Consider the following 18,734-nt stretch of genomic DNA (forward strand, 5'->3'; position numbering starts at 1 on the left):
GCGCCCTCAGCGTCGCTCGACCGGCTGGGGAAACCAGGCGGTGAAGGCCGCGCCCATGCCCGGCGCGCTTTCGACCACCAGACCGCCTTGGTGACGGTTGATGATGTGTTTGACGATGGCCAGACCCAGCCCCGTCCCCTGCCGCTCGCCGCTCTTTTGACCCTCGACCCGATAGAAGCGCTCGGTCAGGCGGGGCAGGTGTTCGCGCGCCATACCGGGCCCATGATCGCGCACCGTGACGGCGGCGTAGGAGACGCCCGCCGTGCGGTCTGGCGTGACCAGCGGCAGTCGTGTCGCGCCAGGCATGCGCGAGGCCCAGGCCTCGTCGAACGACAGGTCCGAACGCACCGAGATTTCGACCGTGCCGTTGCGTGACGAATATTTGACGGCGTTGTCGAGCAGGTTCTGCACCACCTGCAATATCTCGTCCCGGTCGCCGCTGATCGACGCCCTTGCCTCCCCCTGATCCAGGGCGATGGCGATCTCCTTTTCGCGCGTCAGAACGCTGATGGCGTCGACCACGTCGGAGGCGGCGCGGTCCAGATCGACGCGGCCAGAGGGCGGAATATGCTCGTTCAGTTCGATCCGGCTGAGCGACAGCAGATCCGCGACCAGCCGCCCCATCCGGTCCGCCTGGGCCGACATGATGTCCAGGAAGCGGTCCCGCGCGACCACGTCCTCACGGGCATGGCCCTTCAGGGTCTCGATGAAACCGCTGAGCGAGGCCAAGGGCGTGCGCAGTTCGTGGCTGGCGTTGGCCAGAAAGTCCACGCGCATCATCTCGATGCGGCGCGAGTCCGTTTCGTCGCGCAGGATCAGCAGGGCCAGCTCCGACCCGGCCTTGCCTGACTCTTCGAGTGAGAGCGGCCGGGTCCAGGCGCGCCAACGTCGGTCGCGCTGACCGCCCGTCGCATAATCCGTGGTTCGCGCCGTCCCGCCGAACAGGGCCTCGTCAACCGCCTCAAGCACGCCCGGTTCACGGATCACCTGAACCAGCAAAGCGCCTTGGCGCTGGATGCGCAGAAGCTCGCGCGCAGCCGCGTTCGCCATGACAATGCGTCGCCCGGCGATGTCGTCCGGCTCGCCGCCGCTGACCACCAGCACCGGATCGTCCAGCGCCTCGAACACCCGGTCGAGAAGATCGCCCGCCACCATATCGATGGCGGGCTCGGTCGCAGCGCTGTCGTTCGCAACCGGAGCCGCCAGCGATGGCTCGCCCATGTTCAGCAGCCAGGCGGAAGCCGCCACGACCACCGCGCCGCCAACCAACCAATCGGCCAGTTGAGGATGCAAAATCGCCAGCACCAGCAGCGTCGCGATGGCGATGCCTATGCTGGCGCCGACAGTCCATAACCGCGAAGTGGAGATCGGTGCGACGGGCGAAGGCGAGACTTCATAAGGCATGGCGTCAGGCCGACCTGCATCTGAAAGTGATTTCCGATCCTTGCACGGATTTCATGACGGCGCGTCGACAGCCAGGGCGTTCTTTAGCTTTGCCGCACGGTTTCTTTAGGATTTTCAGCCAGGATGTCGCCAAGGGAGGCCTCGTGGACCGCATCATCCATTGCATTGCGCACGATCACGATTGGCGGATCACTCTGTTCGCCGCTCTGATCTGCATGGGGGGCCTCCTCGTCGCGACTCGCGTCATGCAGCGTATGAGAACACGCGATCCCGCGCGACGCCGCCGCTCCGTCATTTTAGCGGTCATTATCGGCGCCTTGTCGATCTGGGCGACCCACTTCATCGCCATGCAGGGTTTCGTCGCCGGCGTTCCAGTGCGCTACGACACGGGTCTGACATTGGCCTCGCTTGGGGTGGCTCTCGCCATGATCGCCCTGACGATCGGCTCCACCATGCTGGGCAGGGGACCGCAGTGGCGCATGCTGGCGGCCGTCGTCGCCGTCGTTGGCGTGGGCGCCATGCACTACCTCGGCATGGCGGCGATCCGGGCGCCGGCGCACATCAGTTGGGACCCAGGCCTCGTCGCAGCATCGATCATCGCCGCCCTTGCGATCGGCTGCCCGACCGCCTTCTTCTATCGTCGGGGAGGCCCCGTCAGATTGATCATCACTGCCGCATGTCTTTCGGCGACAGTGATCGTTCTTCATTTCGTCGGCATGGCCGCGATCAATGTCTCGCCCGATTTCTCGATCGCCAACCATCAAGGCCTGTCGAGCGGAGCCGTAAAAATCCTCCTGGGCTCGATCCTGCTGTTGATCTGCGGAGTCGGCGTCGCCTTGGCCGTCATGGACCTTCGGTCGGCCACCACCTCGCTTCGCCGCATTCGCGAAGCAGTGGACGCCATGCCGGACGGTCTGGGCTTCTATGATTCCAGGGATCGGCTGGTGCTATGGAACGCGCGCTACGCCGAAGTGAACCCCGAGTTGGAACCCTACCTGATCGTCGGCCTTACTTTCCGTGAAGCGCTGCGGATCGGCATAGACGAAGGCCGCTACCCAGAGGCGGCGGGCCGTGAAGAGGAATGGCTGAACGAACGCATAAAGGCGCGTCGGCAGTTGTCCTCCAGCATCGAGCAGCAGGTCACCGGAGGACGCTGGCTGCGGATTCAGGACCGGCGCACCTCCGAAGGCGGCACGGTCACCGTCTGCAGCGACATCACAGATCTGAAACGCGACGCCCAGGCTTTGGCCGAGGCGCGTGACGCCGCCGAATCGGCCAATGTCGCCAAGAGCCAGTTCCTGGCCAATATGAGCCACGAGATTCGTACGCCCCTGAACGGCGTGATCGGCCTGTCGCAGGCGCTGTCCAAGACCGACCTGACGCAAGAGCAGCGCGAAATGCTGGATCTGATGCAGGCGTCGGGAAAGACGCTGCAGACCCTGCTCAGCGACATTCTGGATCTGGCCCGCGTGGAATCGGGCAAGCTGGAGCTTACCGAAGACGCTTTCGAACTGGCGACGGCCGTGCGCGAGGCGGCGCAACTGTATGCCGAGAATGCGCGTGAGAAGCACCTCGACTTCCACGTCGACATCGATCTGGAAGACGACGTCTGGATTTTGGGCGACGCGGTGCGATTGAAACAGGTGCTGACCAACCTGATCTCGAACGCCGTTAAGTTCACCAGCAAGGGTTTCGTCGGCCTGGTCGTGCAGAGCGGCGTAGATCGAGACGGATCGCCGGTTCTGCGCTTCACCGTAGAAGACAGCGGCATCGGATTCGACGCCGCGACCCGCGCGCGTCTGTTCAGCCGATTCGAGCAGGCGGATGGGGGAATCACGCGCAGGTTCGGCGGGTCGGGCCTGGGTCTGTCCATCTGTCGCCAGCTCGCGGAAATGATGGGCGGCGATCTCGACTGCGAAAGCGAGCCCGGCTCGGGTGCGGCCTTCATCCTGACCCTTCCGTTGAGGCCGGCCCAGCCGCCGATGGCGAGGGAACAATCGGCGCGGCAACCCGCCGTCGCCGCTCAGGAGCGGCCGGTGCGGGTTTTGGTGGCGGACGACCATCCGACCAATCGTCGCGTCATCGAGCTCATCCTCGCCCAGACCCCCGCGCAGATCGTCATCGCAGAAGATGGCGCGCAGGCGCTCGAGGCCTTCCGAAGCGCGGCGTTCGACCTGGTGCTGATGGACATGCAGATGCCGATCATGGACGGACTGACGGCGACGCAGGAGATTCGCCTGCACGAGGCGACCATGGGTCTGGATCGTACGCCAATCGTCATGCTGACCGCCAACGCCATGCCAGAGCACGTCGCCGCAGGGCGGGCGGCGGGCGCCGACCACCATCTGGCAAAACCGTTCAACGCCGCCGAACTGTTGGGCATCGTGGCTTCGCCGGCCTCCTTGCTGGCGGATTGCGCGAAAGCGGCCTGACCCGTTCCTGAAGCGGAACCTTTGACGGTTGCGCCTCGGACCTGATGCGTGTAATAGCCCGCGCTCTTGAATTCGAGGGTTCATCACCCCCGCCGCGAGAGCCCCGGGTTGGCGCGGCGTTTCCGTTGTTGTTGAGGCGAGCCACATGGCCGAGATCATTCTGAACGTGGACGTCCGCGATGGCGTCGGCACCGGCGGCGCTCGCGCTGCGCGTCGCGCCGGTTTCGTGCCGGGCGTCCTTTACGGCGGCGAGCAAGCCCCCGTCGCCATTTCGGTGAACGAGAAGGACTTCCGCAAGTCGCTCTACACCGGCAAGCTGCTGGGCCACCTGGTGACCCTGAAGTACGGCGACGAGACCCAGCCGGTCATCGCCAAGGACGTGCAGTTCGACCCCGTTTCGGACCGCCCCCTGCACTTCGACCTGATGCGCGTCGATGAGAAGGCCCCGGTCAAGATCGAAGTGCCGGTGCACTTCCTGAACGCCGACGAAGCGCCCTTCGCCCGCCAGGGCGGTTCGCTGGAAGTCGTCCGTCACGCCGTCGAAATCCTGGTTCGCGCCGATCAGATTCCGGAAGAACTGGTCGTCGACCTGGCCAAGTCGCAGATGGGCGACACCATCCGCATCTCGGACATCACCCTGCCCAAGGGCGCGGAAGCCACCATCACCGACCGCGACTTCGTGATCGCCACGATCAAGGTGTCCTCGGCTGCTCTGTCGGCCGCCGCCGACGAAGCCGCCGACGCCGAAGCGGCTCCGGTCGAGAAGACCGAAGACTGATCCTTCGTCGCTTCGACAAGATCACGCCCCGCCCGGTTCGCCGTGCGGGGCTTTTCTTTGCCTGACGCAAACGGCAAGAGGACGCCATGATCATCATCGCGGGGCTCGGCAATCCGGGCGGGAAATACGAAAAGAACCGGCACAACATCGGCTTCATGGCCGCCGACGAGATCGCGCGCCGGTGGCGGTTCGGTCCCGAGCGCGCCAAGTTCCAGTCGATCGTCAGCGAGGGTCTGGTCGATGGGACCAAGGTCCTGCTGATGAAGCCCCAGACCTATATGAACGAAAGCGGTCGGGCGGTCGGCGAGGCGGCGCGGTTCTACAAGATCAAGCCGAGCGAGATCATTGTCTTTCACGACGAAATCGACCTAGCCCCCGGCCGGTTCCGCATGAAGACCGGCGGCGGCGCGGCGGGACAGAACGGCATCCGCTCCTTGATCAGCCACCTGGGCGCCGACTTCCGACGCGCCCGCATGGGCATCGGCCATCCGGGCGAAAAGGAACTGGTCATGCCCCACGTCCTGGGCGACTTCCACAAGGCGGAACAGCCCTGGCTGGACGCCATGCTGCAAGCCTGCGCCGACGCCCTGCCCTTCGCGGTGGCGGGCGATGACGAACGCTATCAGGGCGAGGTCATGCGCCTGGCCCCCGCGCCCAAGTTCAGCCCGCGCCAGGCCGCGCGCGGCGAGCTTTAGAACAAACCGCCGCCTATCGCGCCGTCGCAAAACGCCGTAGAGGCCAGACGTGCCCCGCGCCCAGGCCGACAATTGGTCGATCTCGCAATCGCTCGCCTTCCTGGCGGCGGTGTTCGCGCTCGTGCTCGGCACCCTGCTGCCGTTCGCGGCCCTGGCGGCGGTTCAGCCGGGCCATCCGCTGGTAATCTGTTCGGCGGAAGGCCCCCAGACGATCCAGTCCGGCGGTATGGACGGCCCGGTCAACAAGCACGTCGGGGCCAAATGCGCCGCCTGCGTCATGCCGTTGGCCGCCGCCCTGCCCTGCCCGCCTGCGCCCGAAAAGGAGCGGGTGGTCCGCACCGTCGAGCGCGTCGTCTATGTCGCCGCCAGCGTCAGCCCGCCGCCGCCCGCGCGCGCGCCGCCGCGTCCGCCGTCCACCGCCCCGCCCCACGCCTGAACCAGACCCCAAGCCCGCGCCGGCCCCAACGCCCGCGCGCCGTCTCGTTCTGATTTCAGGTTCAATCCATGTTCTTCAAGACCACCGCAGCGCCCTGCGCGCTGCTGCTCGCCGCCCTTGCCACTCCCGCCTTTGCCCAGGAGACGCCTACGGAGCTCGATAGCGTCATCGTCACGGGCCAGCGTAACCCAGATGACCCCGCCGTCGTTGCTGAGGCTCGCGATCGTTTGTCTCGCACGCCCGGGGCCGTCGCCGTCGTCGCCTCAGAAAGCTATGAGGATCGCTACGCACTCGGATTCGCCGATACACTTCGCTCCGTGCCCGGCGTGTTCGCTCAACGGCGATGGGGCGAAGAAGTCCGTCTGTCGATTCGAGGATCGGGCATCGGCCAGAGCCTGCACCTCAGGGGCGTCTTGCTGGCACAGGATGGCGTGCCCTTCAGTCAGCCAGACGGTTTCGGCGACTTCCAAGAACTGGACCCGTTGGTCGCGCGGTATTTTGAAGTCTACAAGGGCGGCAACGCCCTGCGTTTCGGCGGTGCTGCATTAGGCGGGGCCATAAACGTCCTTACGCCGACCGGCCGCAATGCGCCGTTTTCTAATCTGCTCCGATTGGAGGGCGGCTCTTTCGAAACGCGGCGTGCACACGGAGCCATCGCGCGTGAGTTCGGCCCGTGGGATATTTACGCGGCCGCGACATGGTCAGGCAGCGAGGGTTTCCTCGACCACCAAGATTCCGACAGCAAGCGGCTGACGCTGAACATCGGGCGTCAATTTGGCGAGGACCGTGAACTGCGTTTGATTGTGCAAGCCAACGACCTGGACCTGGACATCTCGGGCACCCAGACGTTGGACAAGGCGCTGAACAGGCCGCGCGATCCCGATCCCTTCGTACGCAACCTGGATTTTGGCCGAAACATCAAATCTGTGCGTGTGACGGCGCAGACTCGCTGGCGACTGACGGACGAGTTGGTGTTCGAAGCTGGCGCTTACGCAGTCGACAAACACCTGTTCCACCCCGTGCCCGTGGTCCTGGACAATGACTATCGGTTCTGGGGCGGCTTTTCGCGTTTGGACTGGGCTGGGCGGTTGGGCGAGCTGCGAGCCGATGCCTTTGCCGGCGCCTACTTCCGAACAGGCGACAACGACAGCGCAGTCTTCCTCAACACCGGCGGTGGCAACCCCGGATTCCAAATCGGCAGCACGTTGCAGAATGCCACGGGCATGGATGTCTTCGCCGAGGGGCGCTTGTTCGTGACCGACCAGCTAGCCTTGATCGCGGGCGGCACTTGGGGCCGAGCCGAGCGCGACGTCGACAACCATCTGGTCCCGGCCAATAGCGCCCAGCGAGACTATGACTGGTTTGCCCCCCGAGTCGGCCTGCTGTGGGAACAGCCCGACGGATCGCAAATTTACGCGAACGTGACGAAGTCGGTGGAGGCCCCGACGTTCCTGGAGCTCGTGCAGACGCCAGTACCCCAGTTTGTCGATCTCGATCAGCAGGAAGCCTGGACCGCAGAGATTGGCGCGCGGGGCCAACGCGGCGCGTTTCGCTATGACATCGCCCTCTATCGCTCTCATCTGGAAGGCGAACTGCTGAACTACGTCGTCATCCCCAACAATCCGCCTCTCAGCTTTAACGCCGAGGACACGGTGCACCAGGGCATCGAAGCCGGATTGGATTGGAGGTTGGTCGACAATGGCCGCGAACGCCTGACTTTGCGCCAGACCTACACTTGGTCAGACTTCTTCTTCGACGACGATGCCACCTATGGCGATGGCCGGCTGCCCATTATCCCCGAACATGCCTATCGCGCGGAGTTGAAGTATGAACACCCCGCCGGCTGGTTCATCGCGCCATCCGTCGAATGGGTGCCCCAGGACATCTATGTCGACTACGCCAATCAGCTGAAATATCCAGGATACACCCTACTTTCGCTCAACGCGGGCGTCGATCTGCCAGGAGGGGTGTCGCTGTTCGCAGACCTTCGCAATCTGACCGACGAGAAGTACGTCTCCAACGCCAATGCGATCACCGACGCGCGCACGGCGGCAGCGGATGTCTTCACGCCAGGCGAAGGACGTTCGGCCTATGTGGGGTTGCGTTATGCGTTCTGAGTCTGGCGACGCCTCAATGTCCGACGCCTACCGCGCGGTCTGGCGTTGGCACTTCTACGCCGGCGTCTTCGTCATGCCTGTGCTGATGCTGCTGGCCCTGACGGGAGGGCTCTATCTGTTCAAGGACGAAATCGACGGCTTTCTGTATCGCGACATGATCCGCGTGCCGGCCGTTCAAACTCAGGCGGTGCCGGAAACCTGGGTGGCTTCGGCCGCCCAGGCCGCAGGCGGCGGGCGGGTCGCCAATCTGGTCATGCCTGCGCGCGACGATCAGGCGATCCGGCTGCGGGTAGATCGACCCGATGGGGTGCAGAAGACTGTCTTCGTCGATCCGCACACCGGCCGGGCCACCGGGGTCATTCCGGCCGGCGGGTTCATGGATCTGGTCAAGAAGACGCACAGCCTGACCGTGCTGGGGCGGCCGTTCAACATTCTGGTCGAGATCGTCGCCGGGTGGACGATCATTCTGTTCGCCACAGGGCTCTATCTGTGGTGGCCGCGCGGGCGGGGTGTGGCGACCTTTGCACCGCAGACGACAGACAGCCGCCGCCGCCCGTTCTGGCGCGACCTGCATGCGCTGACGGGTGTCTATGTCGGCGGGGTCGTGCTGTTTCTGGCCGTGACTGGCATGCCGTGGTCGGCGGTCTGGGGCGACAACGTCATGGGGGCGATCAAGGAGACGGGGCTCGGGCGGCCGCCCGCACCCGTCGCCGGCGCCTGGCAGAGGGCGCAGCACCACGATGCGCCGGTCGGGGCCGGCTGGACCATGGAAGGCATGGTGATGACCCACGCCCATGTCGGCCATGGCGGTCTGGCGCAGGTTCTGCGGGTCGCGGATCAGGCCAGCCTGGCGCGCCCCTATACGGTGAACATCCCCAAGGCCGATGACACCGCCTATACGCTGACGACCCAGGCGACACGGGTTCAGGACAGCCGGTCGCTCTATGTCGATGCGGCCTCCGGGCGGCTGCTGGGCGACATCGGCTATGACCAGTTCGGCGCCGGCGCAAAGGCCATCGAGTTCGGCATCTATACGCACCAGGGCACGCAGTTCGGCCAGGCGAACCGCATCGTCATGCTGCTGGGCTGCATCGGCGTTTGGCTGCTGGCGATCAGCGGCCTGGTCATGTGGTGGAAGCGCCGCCCGCCCAACCTGTCGCGCCGACGCCTGGGCGCGCCGCCCGCCCCGCCGGGACCGCGTGCGCGCGCCGCTGTCCTCGGCATCGTCCTGCCCCTCGCCATCCTCTATCCCCTGACGGGACTGAGCCTGATCGCGGCCGTATTGCTCGACCGAGCCCTACGTCCGATGATCCGGCGCCGTCCCGCCGCCTCCTGAAAGACCTGACGCCATGAAGACCAAACTCGCCCTCGCCGCCGCCGCCCTGTCGCTGGCGGCCTGCAATCCGTCCCAGCCGGCCAAGGCGCCCACCGCTGAGACGCCCGCGGCGGCCGCCGCCGTGAGCGCGACCGACGCCTGGTGCCGCCCGTCGCCGAACGGGGCCAAGGCCGGCGGCTGCTACGTCACCCTGACCGCCGCGACCGACGACAGGCTGACGGGCGGATCGACGCCGCGCGCCGCATCGCTTCAGGTCCACGAGATGAAGACCGAGAACGGCATGATGAAGATGACCGAGCTGACGGCGGGCCTGCCCCTGCCTGCCGGTCAGGCCGTGGCCCTGGCGCCGGGCGGCAACCACCTGATGCTGATCGGCCTGACGGCGCCTCTGGTGGCCGGCGAGACCGTGCCCCTGACCTTCCAGTTCGCCTCGGCGCCGGCGATCACGGTTCAGGCGCAGGTTCGCCAACCGGCCATGGACGGCATGGATCACGGCGCCCACTGACCTCAGTTGAAGCGCGAGCCTGACAAACGGCTCTGAACCCGCTAAAGGCTCGCGCCTCACGAGGAATACCATGGCTCTTAAAGTCGCGATCGTCGGCCTGCCCAACGTCGGCAAGTCCACCCTGTTCAACGCCCTGACCAAGACGGCGGCGGCCCAGGCGGCCAACTATCCGTTCTGCACCATCGAGCCGAACACCGGCGATGTGGCGGTGCCCGAGGCACGTCTGAACGCCCTGGCCGAGATCGCCGGATCGAAAGAGATCATCCCAGCCCGCATCACCTTCGTCGACGTCGCCGGCCTGGTGCGTGGCGCGTCCAAGGGCGAGGGCCTGGGCAATCAGTTTCTGGCCAACATCCGCGACTGCGACGCCGTGGCCTTCGTCGCGCGCTGCTTCGTCGATGACGACATCACCCACGTCGAGGACCGCATCGATCCGATCGCCGATCTGGAGATCATCGAAACCGAGCTGATGCTGGCCGACATGGAAAGCCTGGAGCGCCGCCGGCCGCAGCTGGAGAAGCGCGCCAAGGGCGGCGACAAGGAATCGGCCCTGACGCTGAAGCTGGTCGATCTGGCCCTGGCCCAGCTGAACGCCGGCAAGCCCGCCCGCACCGCCGAGGTGTCCAAGGAGGACATCAAGGCCTGGCACATGCTGCAACTGCTCACGGCGCTTCCCGCGCTTTATGTCTCGAACGTCGAGGAGGGCTCGGCCGACAAGGGCAACGACCTGTCCGACAAGGTCGCAGCCCGCGCCGCCCAGGACAACGCCAACTCGGTCGTCATCTCGGCCCAGATCGAGTCCGAGATCGCCGTGCTGGACGACGAAGAGCAGAAGGAGTTCCTGGAGACCCTGGGTCTTGAAGAGCCCGGCCTGAATCGTCTGATCCGCGAGGCCTACAAGCTGCTGGGCCTGCAGACCTATTTCACGGTCGGGCCCAAGGAAGCCCGCGCCTGGACCATCAATGTGGGCGACACCGCGCCCCAGGCGGCCGGCGTGATCCACACCGACTTCGAAAAGGGCTTCATTCGCGCCGAGACCATCGCCTTCGACGACTTTGTCGCTCTGCGTGGAGAAGCCAAGGCGCGCGAGGCCGGCAAGCTTCGCGCCGAAGGCAAGTCCTATGTCGTCAAGGACGGCGACGTGATGAACTTCCTGTTCAACTAGGCGGCGCGGCTGGCGGGGTTTCGGCCCCGTCCTTCTTCATCATCTTCGCCAGCGGATTGGCGGGTTCGGGCGCGCGCGGCGACGCCGGGCAACGCGCCAGCTTGGTCGTCAGCATATCGCGATCCACATAGGTCAGGGTCAGGACATCGCCTGTCGTGCCCATGTGGACGCGCTCGTTCACGGCCTTGCCTTGGGTCAAGCAGGACAGCGCCGCGACATAGCCTGATCCCCGCTCGTCGATGCGGGCGATGTCGCAGTTGTGGCCATAGGCGTCAAAGCGCATCGGGGTGATGGTGATTGGGCTGTTCGCCCCCTGCGGCCGTTCGCACCATGCCGGATTGGACGCCCACACCCCCACGAAACTGCGCGGTCCGCGAGACGCCAGCGACGACGGCCCCGGCGGCTCAACCGGCTGCATGGCCTCGGGCGTGCGAAGCGGCGCGGCCGGTTCATTCGGCGGATTGACCCGATCGTCTCCACAGGCCGCAAGGAGGGCGAAGGCGCCAAGCGCCGCAAGCAGGGCCGTTTTCATCTCGCCACAACGCAACGGCCAAGGTTCAGGTTCAACGCACCTAATTATTGCGGTTGATTCTGATAATCGTTCTCATTAACACCCTGCCAATCACTAAGCGGGGCTATTGATGCGCACTCTCTTCCTCCTTTCCACCGCCGCGACCGCCATTGGGTCGGCCCTGATCGCCCAGCCCGTTCGCGCCGAAACGCCCGTCACCGTCTCTCCCGCGACCGAGGTCGATCCGGTCGTCGTCCTGGGAACCCGTTCGCGGCGCCTGGCGTCCAATGTCCCCGGCACGGTGAGCGTCATCGACGCCGAGCAGATCGAGACCCTCCTGGCGACGGACATCAAGGACCTGATCCGGTTCGAGCCGGGCGTCAGCGTCCCCACCTCCCCTGCGCGTTTCACCCTGGCCCTGTCCGGCGCGGGCCGCGACGCCAACTCCGGCTTCACGATTCGCGGCATGGGCGGCGATCGGGTGCTGATCATCAACGATGGCGTGCGCCTGCCGGCGGGCTTCTCCTTCGGGGCGCAGGCGGTCGGTCGTGGCGGTTACAACGATCTGGATCTGGTCAAGTCGGTCGAGATCCTGCGCGGCCCGGCTTCCGCGCTTTACGGCTCTGACGGCATCGCCGGCGCCGTAGCCTTCACCACCAAGGATCCGTCGGATTTCCTGGTCGGAGATCAGACCTTCGGCGCCCGCGGACGCGTGGCCTATAACTCTGCGGACGAAGGCTGGACCGAGGGCGTGGCCTTCGCCGGTCGGTCAGGATCGCTGTCGGGCCTGTTGGCCTATACGCGTCGCGATACGCAGGAGACGGAGAACAAGGGATCGGTCGCCGGCGTCGGCGCGACCCGTACCGAGCCCAACCCTCAGGATTTCAGCTCCAACGCCTATCTCGGCAAGCTGGTGTGGGAGGTGAAGCCGAACCACACGCTGCGCCTGACCTATGACCATCTGGATTCGCAGATGGACGGCGACGCGCTGAGCAGCCGCTCGGCGACCGTTTTGGCCGTCACCGCCCACGACGAAACCCAGCGCGACCGCGTCAGCGGGGACTGGCGCTTCCAGGAGTTCGCCGGCCTCAGCGACGGCTCGGTCTCGGTCTATTGGCAGGACGCTACGACGCGTCAGTACACCTTCGAGGATCGCGCGACCCTGGCCGACCGCGTGCGCGACACCACCTTCGACAACACCGTCTATGGCTTCGCCGCCCAAGGCGCCCGCGTCTTCGGAGAGGGAAGCGCGGTTCAGCACCGCGTCACCTTCGGCGGCGACTGGTCGATGACGACACAGGAAGGCCTCCGTGACGGCGTGACCCCGCCGGTGGGCGAGACCTTCCCCATCCGCGCCTTTCCCAAGACCGAGTTCCAACTGGCGGGCCTGTTCGTGCAGGACGAGATCGAACTGCTGGATGGGGCGCTCAGCATCATTCCGGCCGTCCGCTATGACTGGTATGATCTGTCACCCAAGCTCGACGCCCAGTTCCCTGCGGCGGCTTCGGGCCAGAGCGACGATCACATCTCGCCCAAGCTGGGCGTGGTCTATTGGACCGGGGCACACCTGGGCGTCTTCGCCAACTACAGCCTGGGCTTCCGCGCGCCCTCGCCGATGCAGGTGAACAACTATTTCGAGAATCCGGTCTTCGGCTATCGCTCGATCCCGAACCCGAACCTGTCGCCCGAGACCAGCGAGAGCGTCGAGGCCGGCTTCCGTCTGCGCGACATCGATGTGGCGGGCGGCAAGATGCGGCTGAACACCACCGCCTTCGCCACCCATTACGACGACTTCATCGATCAGGTAGTGGTCAGCGGCACGGGCGTCCCCGGCGTCGATCCGCTAATCTATCAGTACGTCAACCTGACTGAGGTGGACATCAGGGGGCTGGAAGCGCGCGCCGACCTGTATTGGGACAACGGCTTCAGCCTGATCGGCTCTGCCGCCTACGCCGAGGGCGAACAGACCACCGATGGCCGTCGAACGGCGCTTGGCAGCGTCGATCCGGTGAAGGTGGTCGCGGGCCTGAACTACGCTGCGCCGTCTGGCGTCTGGGGCGGATCGGCGACCGTCACCTGGTCGGGCAAGAAGGACCAGACGACCTACAATCTGTCGTGTGCGAACGCCTGTTATCTGGGCGACAGCTTCACCCTGCTGGACCTGACGGCCTATTGGAATGTGACGGAGCGGACGACGCTGCGCGCTGGAGCCTTCAACGTCTTCGACGAGACCTATGGCTGGTGGAGCGATGTGCGCGGTCTGTCCGCCACATCCACCGTCAAGGATGCCTACACCCAGCCGGGCCGCAACTTCGGCGTCTCCCTGACCCTGCGCCTGTAAGCGACCATGAAATCTTCCCCTACTTCAAGGAGCCGCCCGATGCGCGCCATCCTAATCGCCGCCGCCCTGCTGACGACGGCTCCGGCCGCCCTGGCCCAGGACGTGACCGCCACGACCACGGCGACTGCGACGCCGGCCAACGCCTTCGAACGGGATCGCCAGTCGATCTTGGCCCAGGCCGGTCAGTACCGCGTCCACTTCGACATGCGCGAAAACGTGAGCTTCCGCGCCGATTACGACCCGCTGGAAGAGAAGCTGTCGGGCGGCAGCGAGATCGTGCGCGTCGTCTATGACAAGGGCGACCGCATCAGCCTTCAGCACATCCTGGTGATGGAGCATGAGGGACAGGTGACGGTCATCAAACACTGGCGTCACGACTGGGTCTATCAGCCCCAGACGGTCCTGACCTATGCCGGGCCGAACCAGTGGACGCTGACGGCGGTGCCGGAGGCCGAGCGCGCCGGGGCCTGGTCACAAACGGTGTGGCAGACCGACGATTCGCCTCGCTACGGCGGCGTCGGCCGCTGGACCTATGACAACGGCCTTTCGGCCTGGACCTCGAACGCCACGTGGCGGCCGCTGGCGCGTCGCGATGCGGTGCACAATCCCGTCTATGACCGGTATCTCGGCACCAACCGCCATATCCTGAAGCCGGACGGCTGGGTGCATATCCAGGACAATATGAAGATGTCCGGCCGAGCCGGCGGCGAACCCATCGCCATCGTGCAGGAAGACGTGATCAACACCTATGACCGGTCCACCAGCTATTCGCCCCAAGCCGGCGACGACTACTGGATCAAGACCCAAGGTTTCTGGTCCGCCGTGCGCGACGCCTGGGACGCCGCCATAGCCGCCCATAACGGCGTCCATCTGCAGGAGGCCGGAGACACGGGCTCCGTCACCGGCAGGCCGTTGATGGATCTGGCGCAACAGATCGCAGACGGCAAGACGACCGAGGTGGACGCTATCGCCAAGGCCCGCGCCCTGATCGCCGAGGCCACGACGCCGCGCTGACCATCCCCCAGCGCGGAGCGTGGGACGGCGGCCGGTTCATCCGGTCGCCGTTTTGCGTTTCAGCTCAAGACCACGCGGCCGTCGATCATACGGAACGCAACGCCGGTCCGCTGGAACAGGCGCGCGATGACGGCGGACGGATCGGGCGCGCCCTGGTCCAACAGCCGTTCGACATCGCCGCGCAGCGACGGGTCGCGCGATGTCCGGGTCAGGGCCGTCAGCCATTCCTCGCGGCTGAGCACGCCGTCCGGCTGGCGAAGCAGAGGTCTGAGGAAGTCGAACCAGTCGCCGCCGGTCCGCTGGCGTCGCGCGCCCTCCGCCGCCAGGGCGAAGACAGCTCCGCAGGCGTAGTAGGCGCGGTGTTCGCCCCGGGCGCCGGCCTGGGCGACCGGCTGGCGAGCCAGGTTGACGCAGTCGTCCACCTCGGACTGAAGCTCGGCCCGGTCGTCATAGTTTGCATCGAGGGCCTTCAGGGCGCGCACGGCCATCAGGTCGGCCCCGCCCTCGGTGATCCAGGCCTCGTCGGCGAAGGCGTATCGCACCGTCTGTCCCAGCCAGAAATGCGCCCCCTCATGGCCGATGAACCAGCGCGAACGCTCCACGATTTCCGGCTGAGGCGAGGTTACGCCCCGCCCCTCGAACGACATGACGATCAGGCCCGGCAGGACGCTGCCGCCCATGCTGGTCATGCTTTCGGTCGGCCCGTTCCAGGCCACCATGACAATGGGCGTATCGCCGCCGGAGCCCGGCGCGCCGAGGCGGTCGCGATAGTAATGGCCGACACGCGGCGCAAAGCCCCGGATCTCCTCACCGATCCACGGCGGCAGATTGGGGTCCATGACGGTCGACAGGCCGTCGCCCGGCGTGACCGTCGCCTCGCCCAGCAGGACATAGCTGCGCTCGTCCGTCGTGGTCAGTTCGTCGCGGCGGCGCCCGTTGAACAGCACGGCTCCGTTCTCATCCCGCCACGTCACGCGCGAGGGACCGCCATCCAGCCGGATCCGGTTCAGGTCGTCCGGCACTTGTTCGGCCGCCTGGGCCGACGGCAGGGCAAAGACATCCAGTTGTCGCGTCGGCAGGGCCACCGCGCCATTGGAGAACAGCAGGGTCGGATATTCGGCCTCAAGATCCACCGCCTGCGGTCGAACGCGGAAGCGAACTTTGCGCGGCACTGGCCCGCCGTCCTCGCTGCGGATGATGTCGTAATGACCGCGTCGCTCCATGACGACGCCGGGCGTCTCGACCGTCCATTGGCGCGGCCGCCAGGGCTGGCGCGAATCCTGTTCCAGCGCCGAATCTTGGAAGGCCCAGACCGGCACGTCGCGCCCGAAGCGATAGTCGATGTTGAGGTGATCGCCGTCGCGGGTCACCGTCACCTGGGGTCCGCCCTCCTCTTGAAAGGTCGCCGGCGCCGACATGGGCCCGGCGGCGCAGGCACCGCTCAGAAGGGCGAGGGCCAGAACGGCGGACGAGGCGAAGGCGTGGACGCGCAAGGGCGATCTCCTGAAGGGCGCTCGGCGCGAAGCCTAGCGGTCGTCAACGCGCCGCGTCAGCTTACGGTTTCGTCAGGCTGAGGCCCGTTCCAAGGCGCGGCCCGCCGCCGCCAGTTCGCCGGCCATCACGGCCTTCAGTCGCTGTGGCGCCAGGATCTGCACCTGCTCGCCCCAGGTGAACAGATGCCAGGCCAGTTCGCGCATGCCCGAGGCGCGGAATCGCACTATCACGCCGCCGTCCGACTGATCCTCGAACGACTGGGTCGGATGCCAGCGCCAGCCTCTGGCCTCGGCCGCGCCCTCGGGCGCGATGCGCAGCACGACGTCCTCGATCTCGTCCTGATAGATGCCGAAGGACTGGCTGGCGAAGACGCCGAGATCGAAATCGGCGGGCGGCACGGCCATCCCCTCCTGCGGGGCGACATGGCTCATCCGGTCCAGGCGGAAGGTCTGGATGCGCCCGGTTTCACGGTCCGCGGCGACCAGATAGTTGGCCCGACCGAACATGACGCCGCAGGGCGCCACGCTGCGCCGACGCGGCTCGGCGCCCGGACGGGAATAGGTGAAGCCCAGCGGCTGCTGCGCCAGCACCGCCGCGCGAATGGCGGTCAGCATGGCCTCGTCGGCGGAGGGTCGCGGCCCGGCCTGAACCGCAATGGTCTCGGCCCGAACCAACGCCTCCAGATCGGGCGCCATCCGGTTCAGAGTGGTCGAACGCATCGCCGCCTTCAGCTTGCGCTCCAGCCCCTCCAGCGCCGTGGCGCGCGCCGGTTCGCCGGCGGCGCGCAGGGCCGTCGCGGCCTTCGACAGTTCCAGCATTTCGGTCGCCGTCGGGGCCTGTTCGAACGCCGATAGACCGCCTCGGATGCGCCAGCGTTTGGACGGCGGGTCGGAGACCTCGTCCACCTGGGGGAACAGCATCAGAACCGCGTCCCGCATCCGTTCGGCGGTGCGGCGGCCGACGCGCATGTCGCGCGCGATCTCGTCCAGGCTCAGCCCTTCGGCGCTGGCGGCCATGCGGCGCGCCAGATCGATCACCATCGCCGCCTTGTCGTGTCTCAATGCTCTTACCGATCCCTACGTCCGTTTCTGACGCAACACTGCTTCATAACTACATCATCGACAAGAGGCCCCCGCTTCAGGAGATCATCAGATGGCGCGTTTCCAACCCACCCACTCCGTCAACGCCAGCCGCTACATCATCGTCCCGTGCGAGGCCGATGGGTCGTCCGACCTCGCCGTGATCTGGGACCGTCTGGAGGAACAGGTGGTCGACGTCATCTCGGCCGCCGCCAGCAGCCGCTATTCGGACGAGGACATGCTGTGGGACGAAGGCCGCGCCGGCGACGTGGTCCCGGAATGGCGGATGGCCGCCTGAACTCAGGCCGCCTTCGGCTTGGTCCAGCGGTCGATCATGCGCTGGGCCGGCTGCTCGACCAGCCGGTGCGCGACGACGGCGACCGCGACGATGAAGCCGAACATGCAGATGGCGAACAGGTCGTTCAGCCAGACAGAGCCGAAGTCGATGCGACGAATTGGGACCAGGTCCAGCTTTCTGGCCACGATCATCATCACGGTCAGGATGAACATGTGGACCATGTAGATGGCGAACGACCACCGCCCCAGGGTGACCAGAGCCGGATGGTCCAGCACGCGTGACAGCGCCCCCTCCTCGCCGGCGAAGACCCAGATCACCGCCACGAAGATCAGGGTGACGGCGACGGTGATGGGCCCCTGAGCGTAGCCGATGAACACGCAGGCCGCGACGATGGCCGCGATCTCCAAAAGCGTCGCGGCGCCGCCCTTCAGCCGCGGAATGCGGGTCCAGAGCCCCTGGAGCAGGCAGCCCAGGAAGAAGCCATAGACCCCGCGCGGCACGGCGAAGTCATAGGTCGTGTTCATCCAGCGCCGGGCGTAGCTGAGCACCAGCACGCCGCCGACGATCGCCAGCACCAGCCCGATCCAGCGGAACCGCTTGGGCGCGATCAGCACCAACCCCGCGAAGATCAGATAGCAGGCCCATTCGGCGCTGAGCGTCCAGGCCGGCCCGTTCCAGGTCAGATAGGGATGCATATGCCAGGCCTGGATCAACGCCAGATTGGTGAAGATCGCCTCGATCGACCGGTCCCGCGTGAACGGCGGCGCGCTGTCGAAATGGAAGATCAGCCGCGCAAGCTCCAGCCCGATAAAGGCCGAGAGCATCAGCAGATGCAGCGGCCAGATCCGCCCGAAGCGCCGCACCATGAACCGTCCGGCGTCGCGCCCCGACTTCAGTCGGTTTGCATAGGCATGGGCGATGACGAAGCCCGACAGGACGAAGAAATAGTCGACGAACAGATAGGCGTGCTGAACGAAACCCCAGTCGCGCCAATGGCTCGCCACCGGCATATGGAACATGACCACCAGAACGGCGCAGACCCCGCGCAGGGAGTCCAAGGCTTCAAATCGCTGATGTCCGACCGTCTTCACGAGCGCGTGATATCGGGTCTGGAAGCTGTGCGATAGAG

Annotated in this window: 16 protein-coding genes; 11 read left to right on the forward strand and 5 right to left on the reverse strand. The window is 66.1% G+C overall.

All coding sequences use genetic code 11. The annotated features are described in order from the left end of the window. Positions 1–6: 6 nt before the first annotated feature. Complete coding sequence (locus tag JX001_RS13440) at positions 7–1,404, reverse strand: ATP-binding protein (protein ID WP_205681386.1); 1,398 nt, start codon at positions 1,402–1,404, stop codon at positions 7–9. A gap of 143 nt (positions 1,405–1,547) precedes the next feature. On the opposite strand from JX001_RS13440, the gene JX001_RS13445 reads away from it, so the two are divergent. The 8 genes from JX001_RS13445 to ychF all read left to right on the forward strand — a co-directional run bounded on the left by JX001_RS13445 (position 1,548) and on the right by ychF (position 10,868). Further along, positions 1,548–3,836 carry an ATP-binding protein gene (locus JX001_RS13445; protein ID WP_241004651.1) on the forward strand — a complete coding sequence of 763 codons (2,289 nt, stop codon included), beginning with the start codon at positions 1,548–1,550 and terminating at the stop codon, positions 3,834–3,836. A 145-nt stretch (positions 3,837–3,981) separates the two neighbouring features. Continuing rightward, the gene (locus tag JX001_RS13450) at positions 3,982–4,614 is read left to right on the forward strand and encodes a 50S ribosomal protein L25/general stress protein Ctc (RefSeq protein WP_205681387.1); all 633 of its coding nucleotides are present in this window, start codon (positions 3,982–3,984) and stop codon (positions 4,612–4,614) included. 86 nt (positions 4,615–4,700) lie between these two features. Further along, positions 4,701–5,309, forward strand: coding sequence for an aminoacyl-tRNA hydrolase (gene pth, locus JX001_RS13455; protein WP_165115919.1), 609 nt, complete (start codon positions 4,701–4,703; stop codon positions 5,307–5,309). Between the two features lie 49 nt (positions 5,310–5,358). Next, a complete protein-coding gene (locus JX001_RS13460; RefSeq protein WP_205681388.1) occupies positions 5,359–5,745 on the forward strand; it encodes a hypothetical protein in 387 nt (128 codons plus the stop codon). 68 nt (positions 5,746–5,813) lie between these two features. Continuing rightward, positions 5,814–7,862 carry a TonB-dependent receptor family protein gene (locus tag JX001_RS13465; RefSeq protein ID WP_205681389.1) on the forward strand — a complete coding sequence of 683 codons (2,049 nt, stop codon included), beginning with the start codon at positions 5,814–5,816 and terminating at the stop codon, positions 7,860–7,862. 16 nt (positions 7,863–7,878) lie between these two features. Then, entirely contained in the window at positions 7,879–9,198 is a 1,320-nt protein-coding gene (locus tag JX001_RS13470) for a PepSY-associated TM helix domain-containing protein (protein WP_241004652.1), read from the forward strand. Between the two features lie 13 nt (positions 9,199–9,211). Continuing rightward, positions 9,212–9,703: a copper chaperone PCu(A)C gene (locus tag JX001_RS13475; protein ID WP_205681391.1), complete on the forward strand. Its 492-nt coding sequence runs from the start codon at positions 9,212–9,214 to the stop codon at positions 9,701–9,703. 70 nt (positions 9,704–9,773) lie between these two features. Continuing rightward, on the forward strand, positions 9,774–10,868 hold the full coding sequence (gene ychF / locus JX001_RS13480; RefSeq protein WP_112861596.1) for a redox-regulated ATPase YchF: 1,095 nt from the start codon (positions 9,774–9,776) through the stop codon (positions 10,866–10,868). Here the strand turns inward: ychF and JX001_RS13485 are convergent. Next, positions 10,861–11,400 (reverse strand): hypothetical protein, encoded by a 540-nt coding sequence (locus JX001_RS13485; protein WP_205681392.1) that lies wholly within the window; start codon positions 11,398–11,400, stop codon positions 10,861–10,863. The genes ychF and JX001_RS13485 overlap by 8 nt on opposite strands. Positions 11,401–11,509: 109 nt before the next feature. Between JX001_RS13485 and JX001_RS13490 the strand changes: the two genes are divergently transcribed. Next, the gene (locus JX001_RS13490) at positions 11,510–13,720 is read left to right on the forward strand and encodes a TonB-dependent hemoglobin/transferrin/lactoferrin family receptor (RefSeq protein ID WP_205681393.1); all 2,211 of its coding nucleotides are present in this window, start codon (positions 11,510–11,512) and stop codon (positions 13,718–13,720) included. Positions 13,721–13,759: 39 nt separating this feature from the next. Then, positions 13,760–14,734 (forward strand): DUF6607 family protein, encoded by a 975-nt coding sequence (locus JX001_RS13495; RefSeq protein WP_205681394.1) that lies wholly within the window; start codon positions 13,760–13,762, stop codon positions 14,732–14,734. A 59-nt stretch (positions 14,735–14,793) separates the two neighbouring features. On the opposite strand, the gene JX001_RS13500 is transcribed toward JX001_RS13495, so the two are convergent. Next, positions 14,794–16,227: a hypothetical protein gene (locus JX001_RS13500; protein ID WP_205681395.1), complete on the reverse strand. Its 1,434-nt coding sequence runs from the start codon at positions 16,225–16,227 to the stop codon at positions 14,794–14,796. A 72-nt stretch (positions 16,228–16,299) separates the two neighbouring features. Further along, complete coding sequence (locus tag JX001_RS13505) at positions 16,300–17,289, reverse strand: helix-turn-helix transcriptional regulator (protein WP_205681396.1); 990 nt, start codon at positions 17,287–17,289, stop codon at positions 16,300–16,302. A gap of 91 nt (positions 17,290–17,380) precedes the next feature. Here JX001_RS13505 and JX001_RS13510 point away from each other — a divergent pair, with 91 nt between their 5' ends. After that, complete coding sequence (locus JX001_RS13510) at positions 17,381–17,605, forward strand: hypothetical protein (RefSeq protein WP_205681397.1); 225 nt, start codon at positions 17,381–17,383, stop codon at positions 17,603–17,605. A 2-nt stretch (positions 17,606–17,607) separates the two neighbouring features. Here JX001_RS13510 and JX001_RS13515 read toward each other — a convergent pair whose 3' ends face one another. After that, positions 17,608–18,663: an acyltransferase family protein gene (locus JX001_RS13515; RefSeq protein WP_241004653.1), complete on the reverse strand. Its 1,056-nt coding sequence runs from the start codon at positions 18,661–18,663 to the stop codon at positions 17,608–17,610. Positions 18,664–18,734: the final 71 nt, after the last annotated feature.

Source organism: Brevundimonas fontaquae (assembly GCF_017086445.1).
GTDB lineage: Bacteria > Pseudomonadota > Alphaproteobacteria > Caulobacterales > Caulobacteraceae > Brevundimonas > Brevundimonas fontaquae.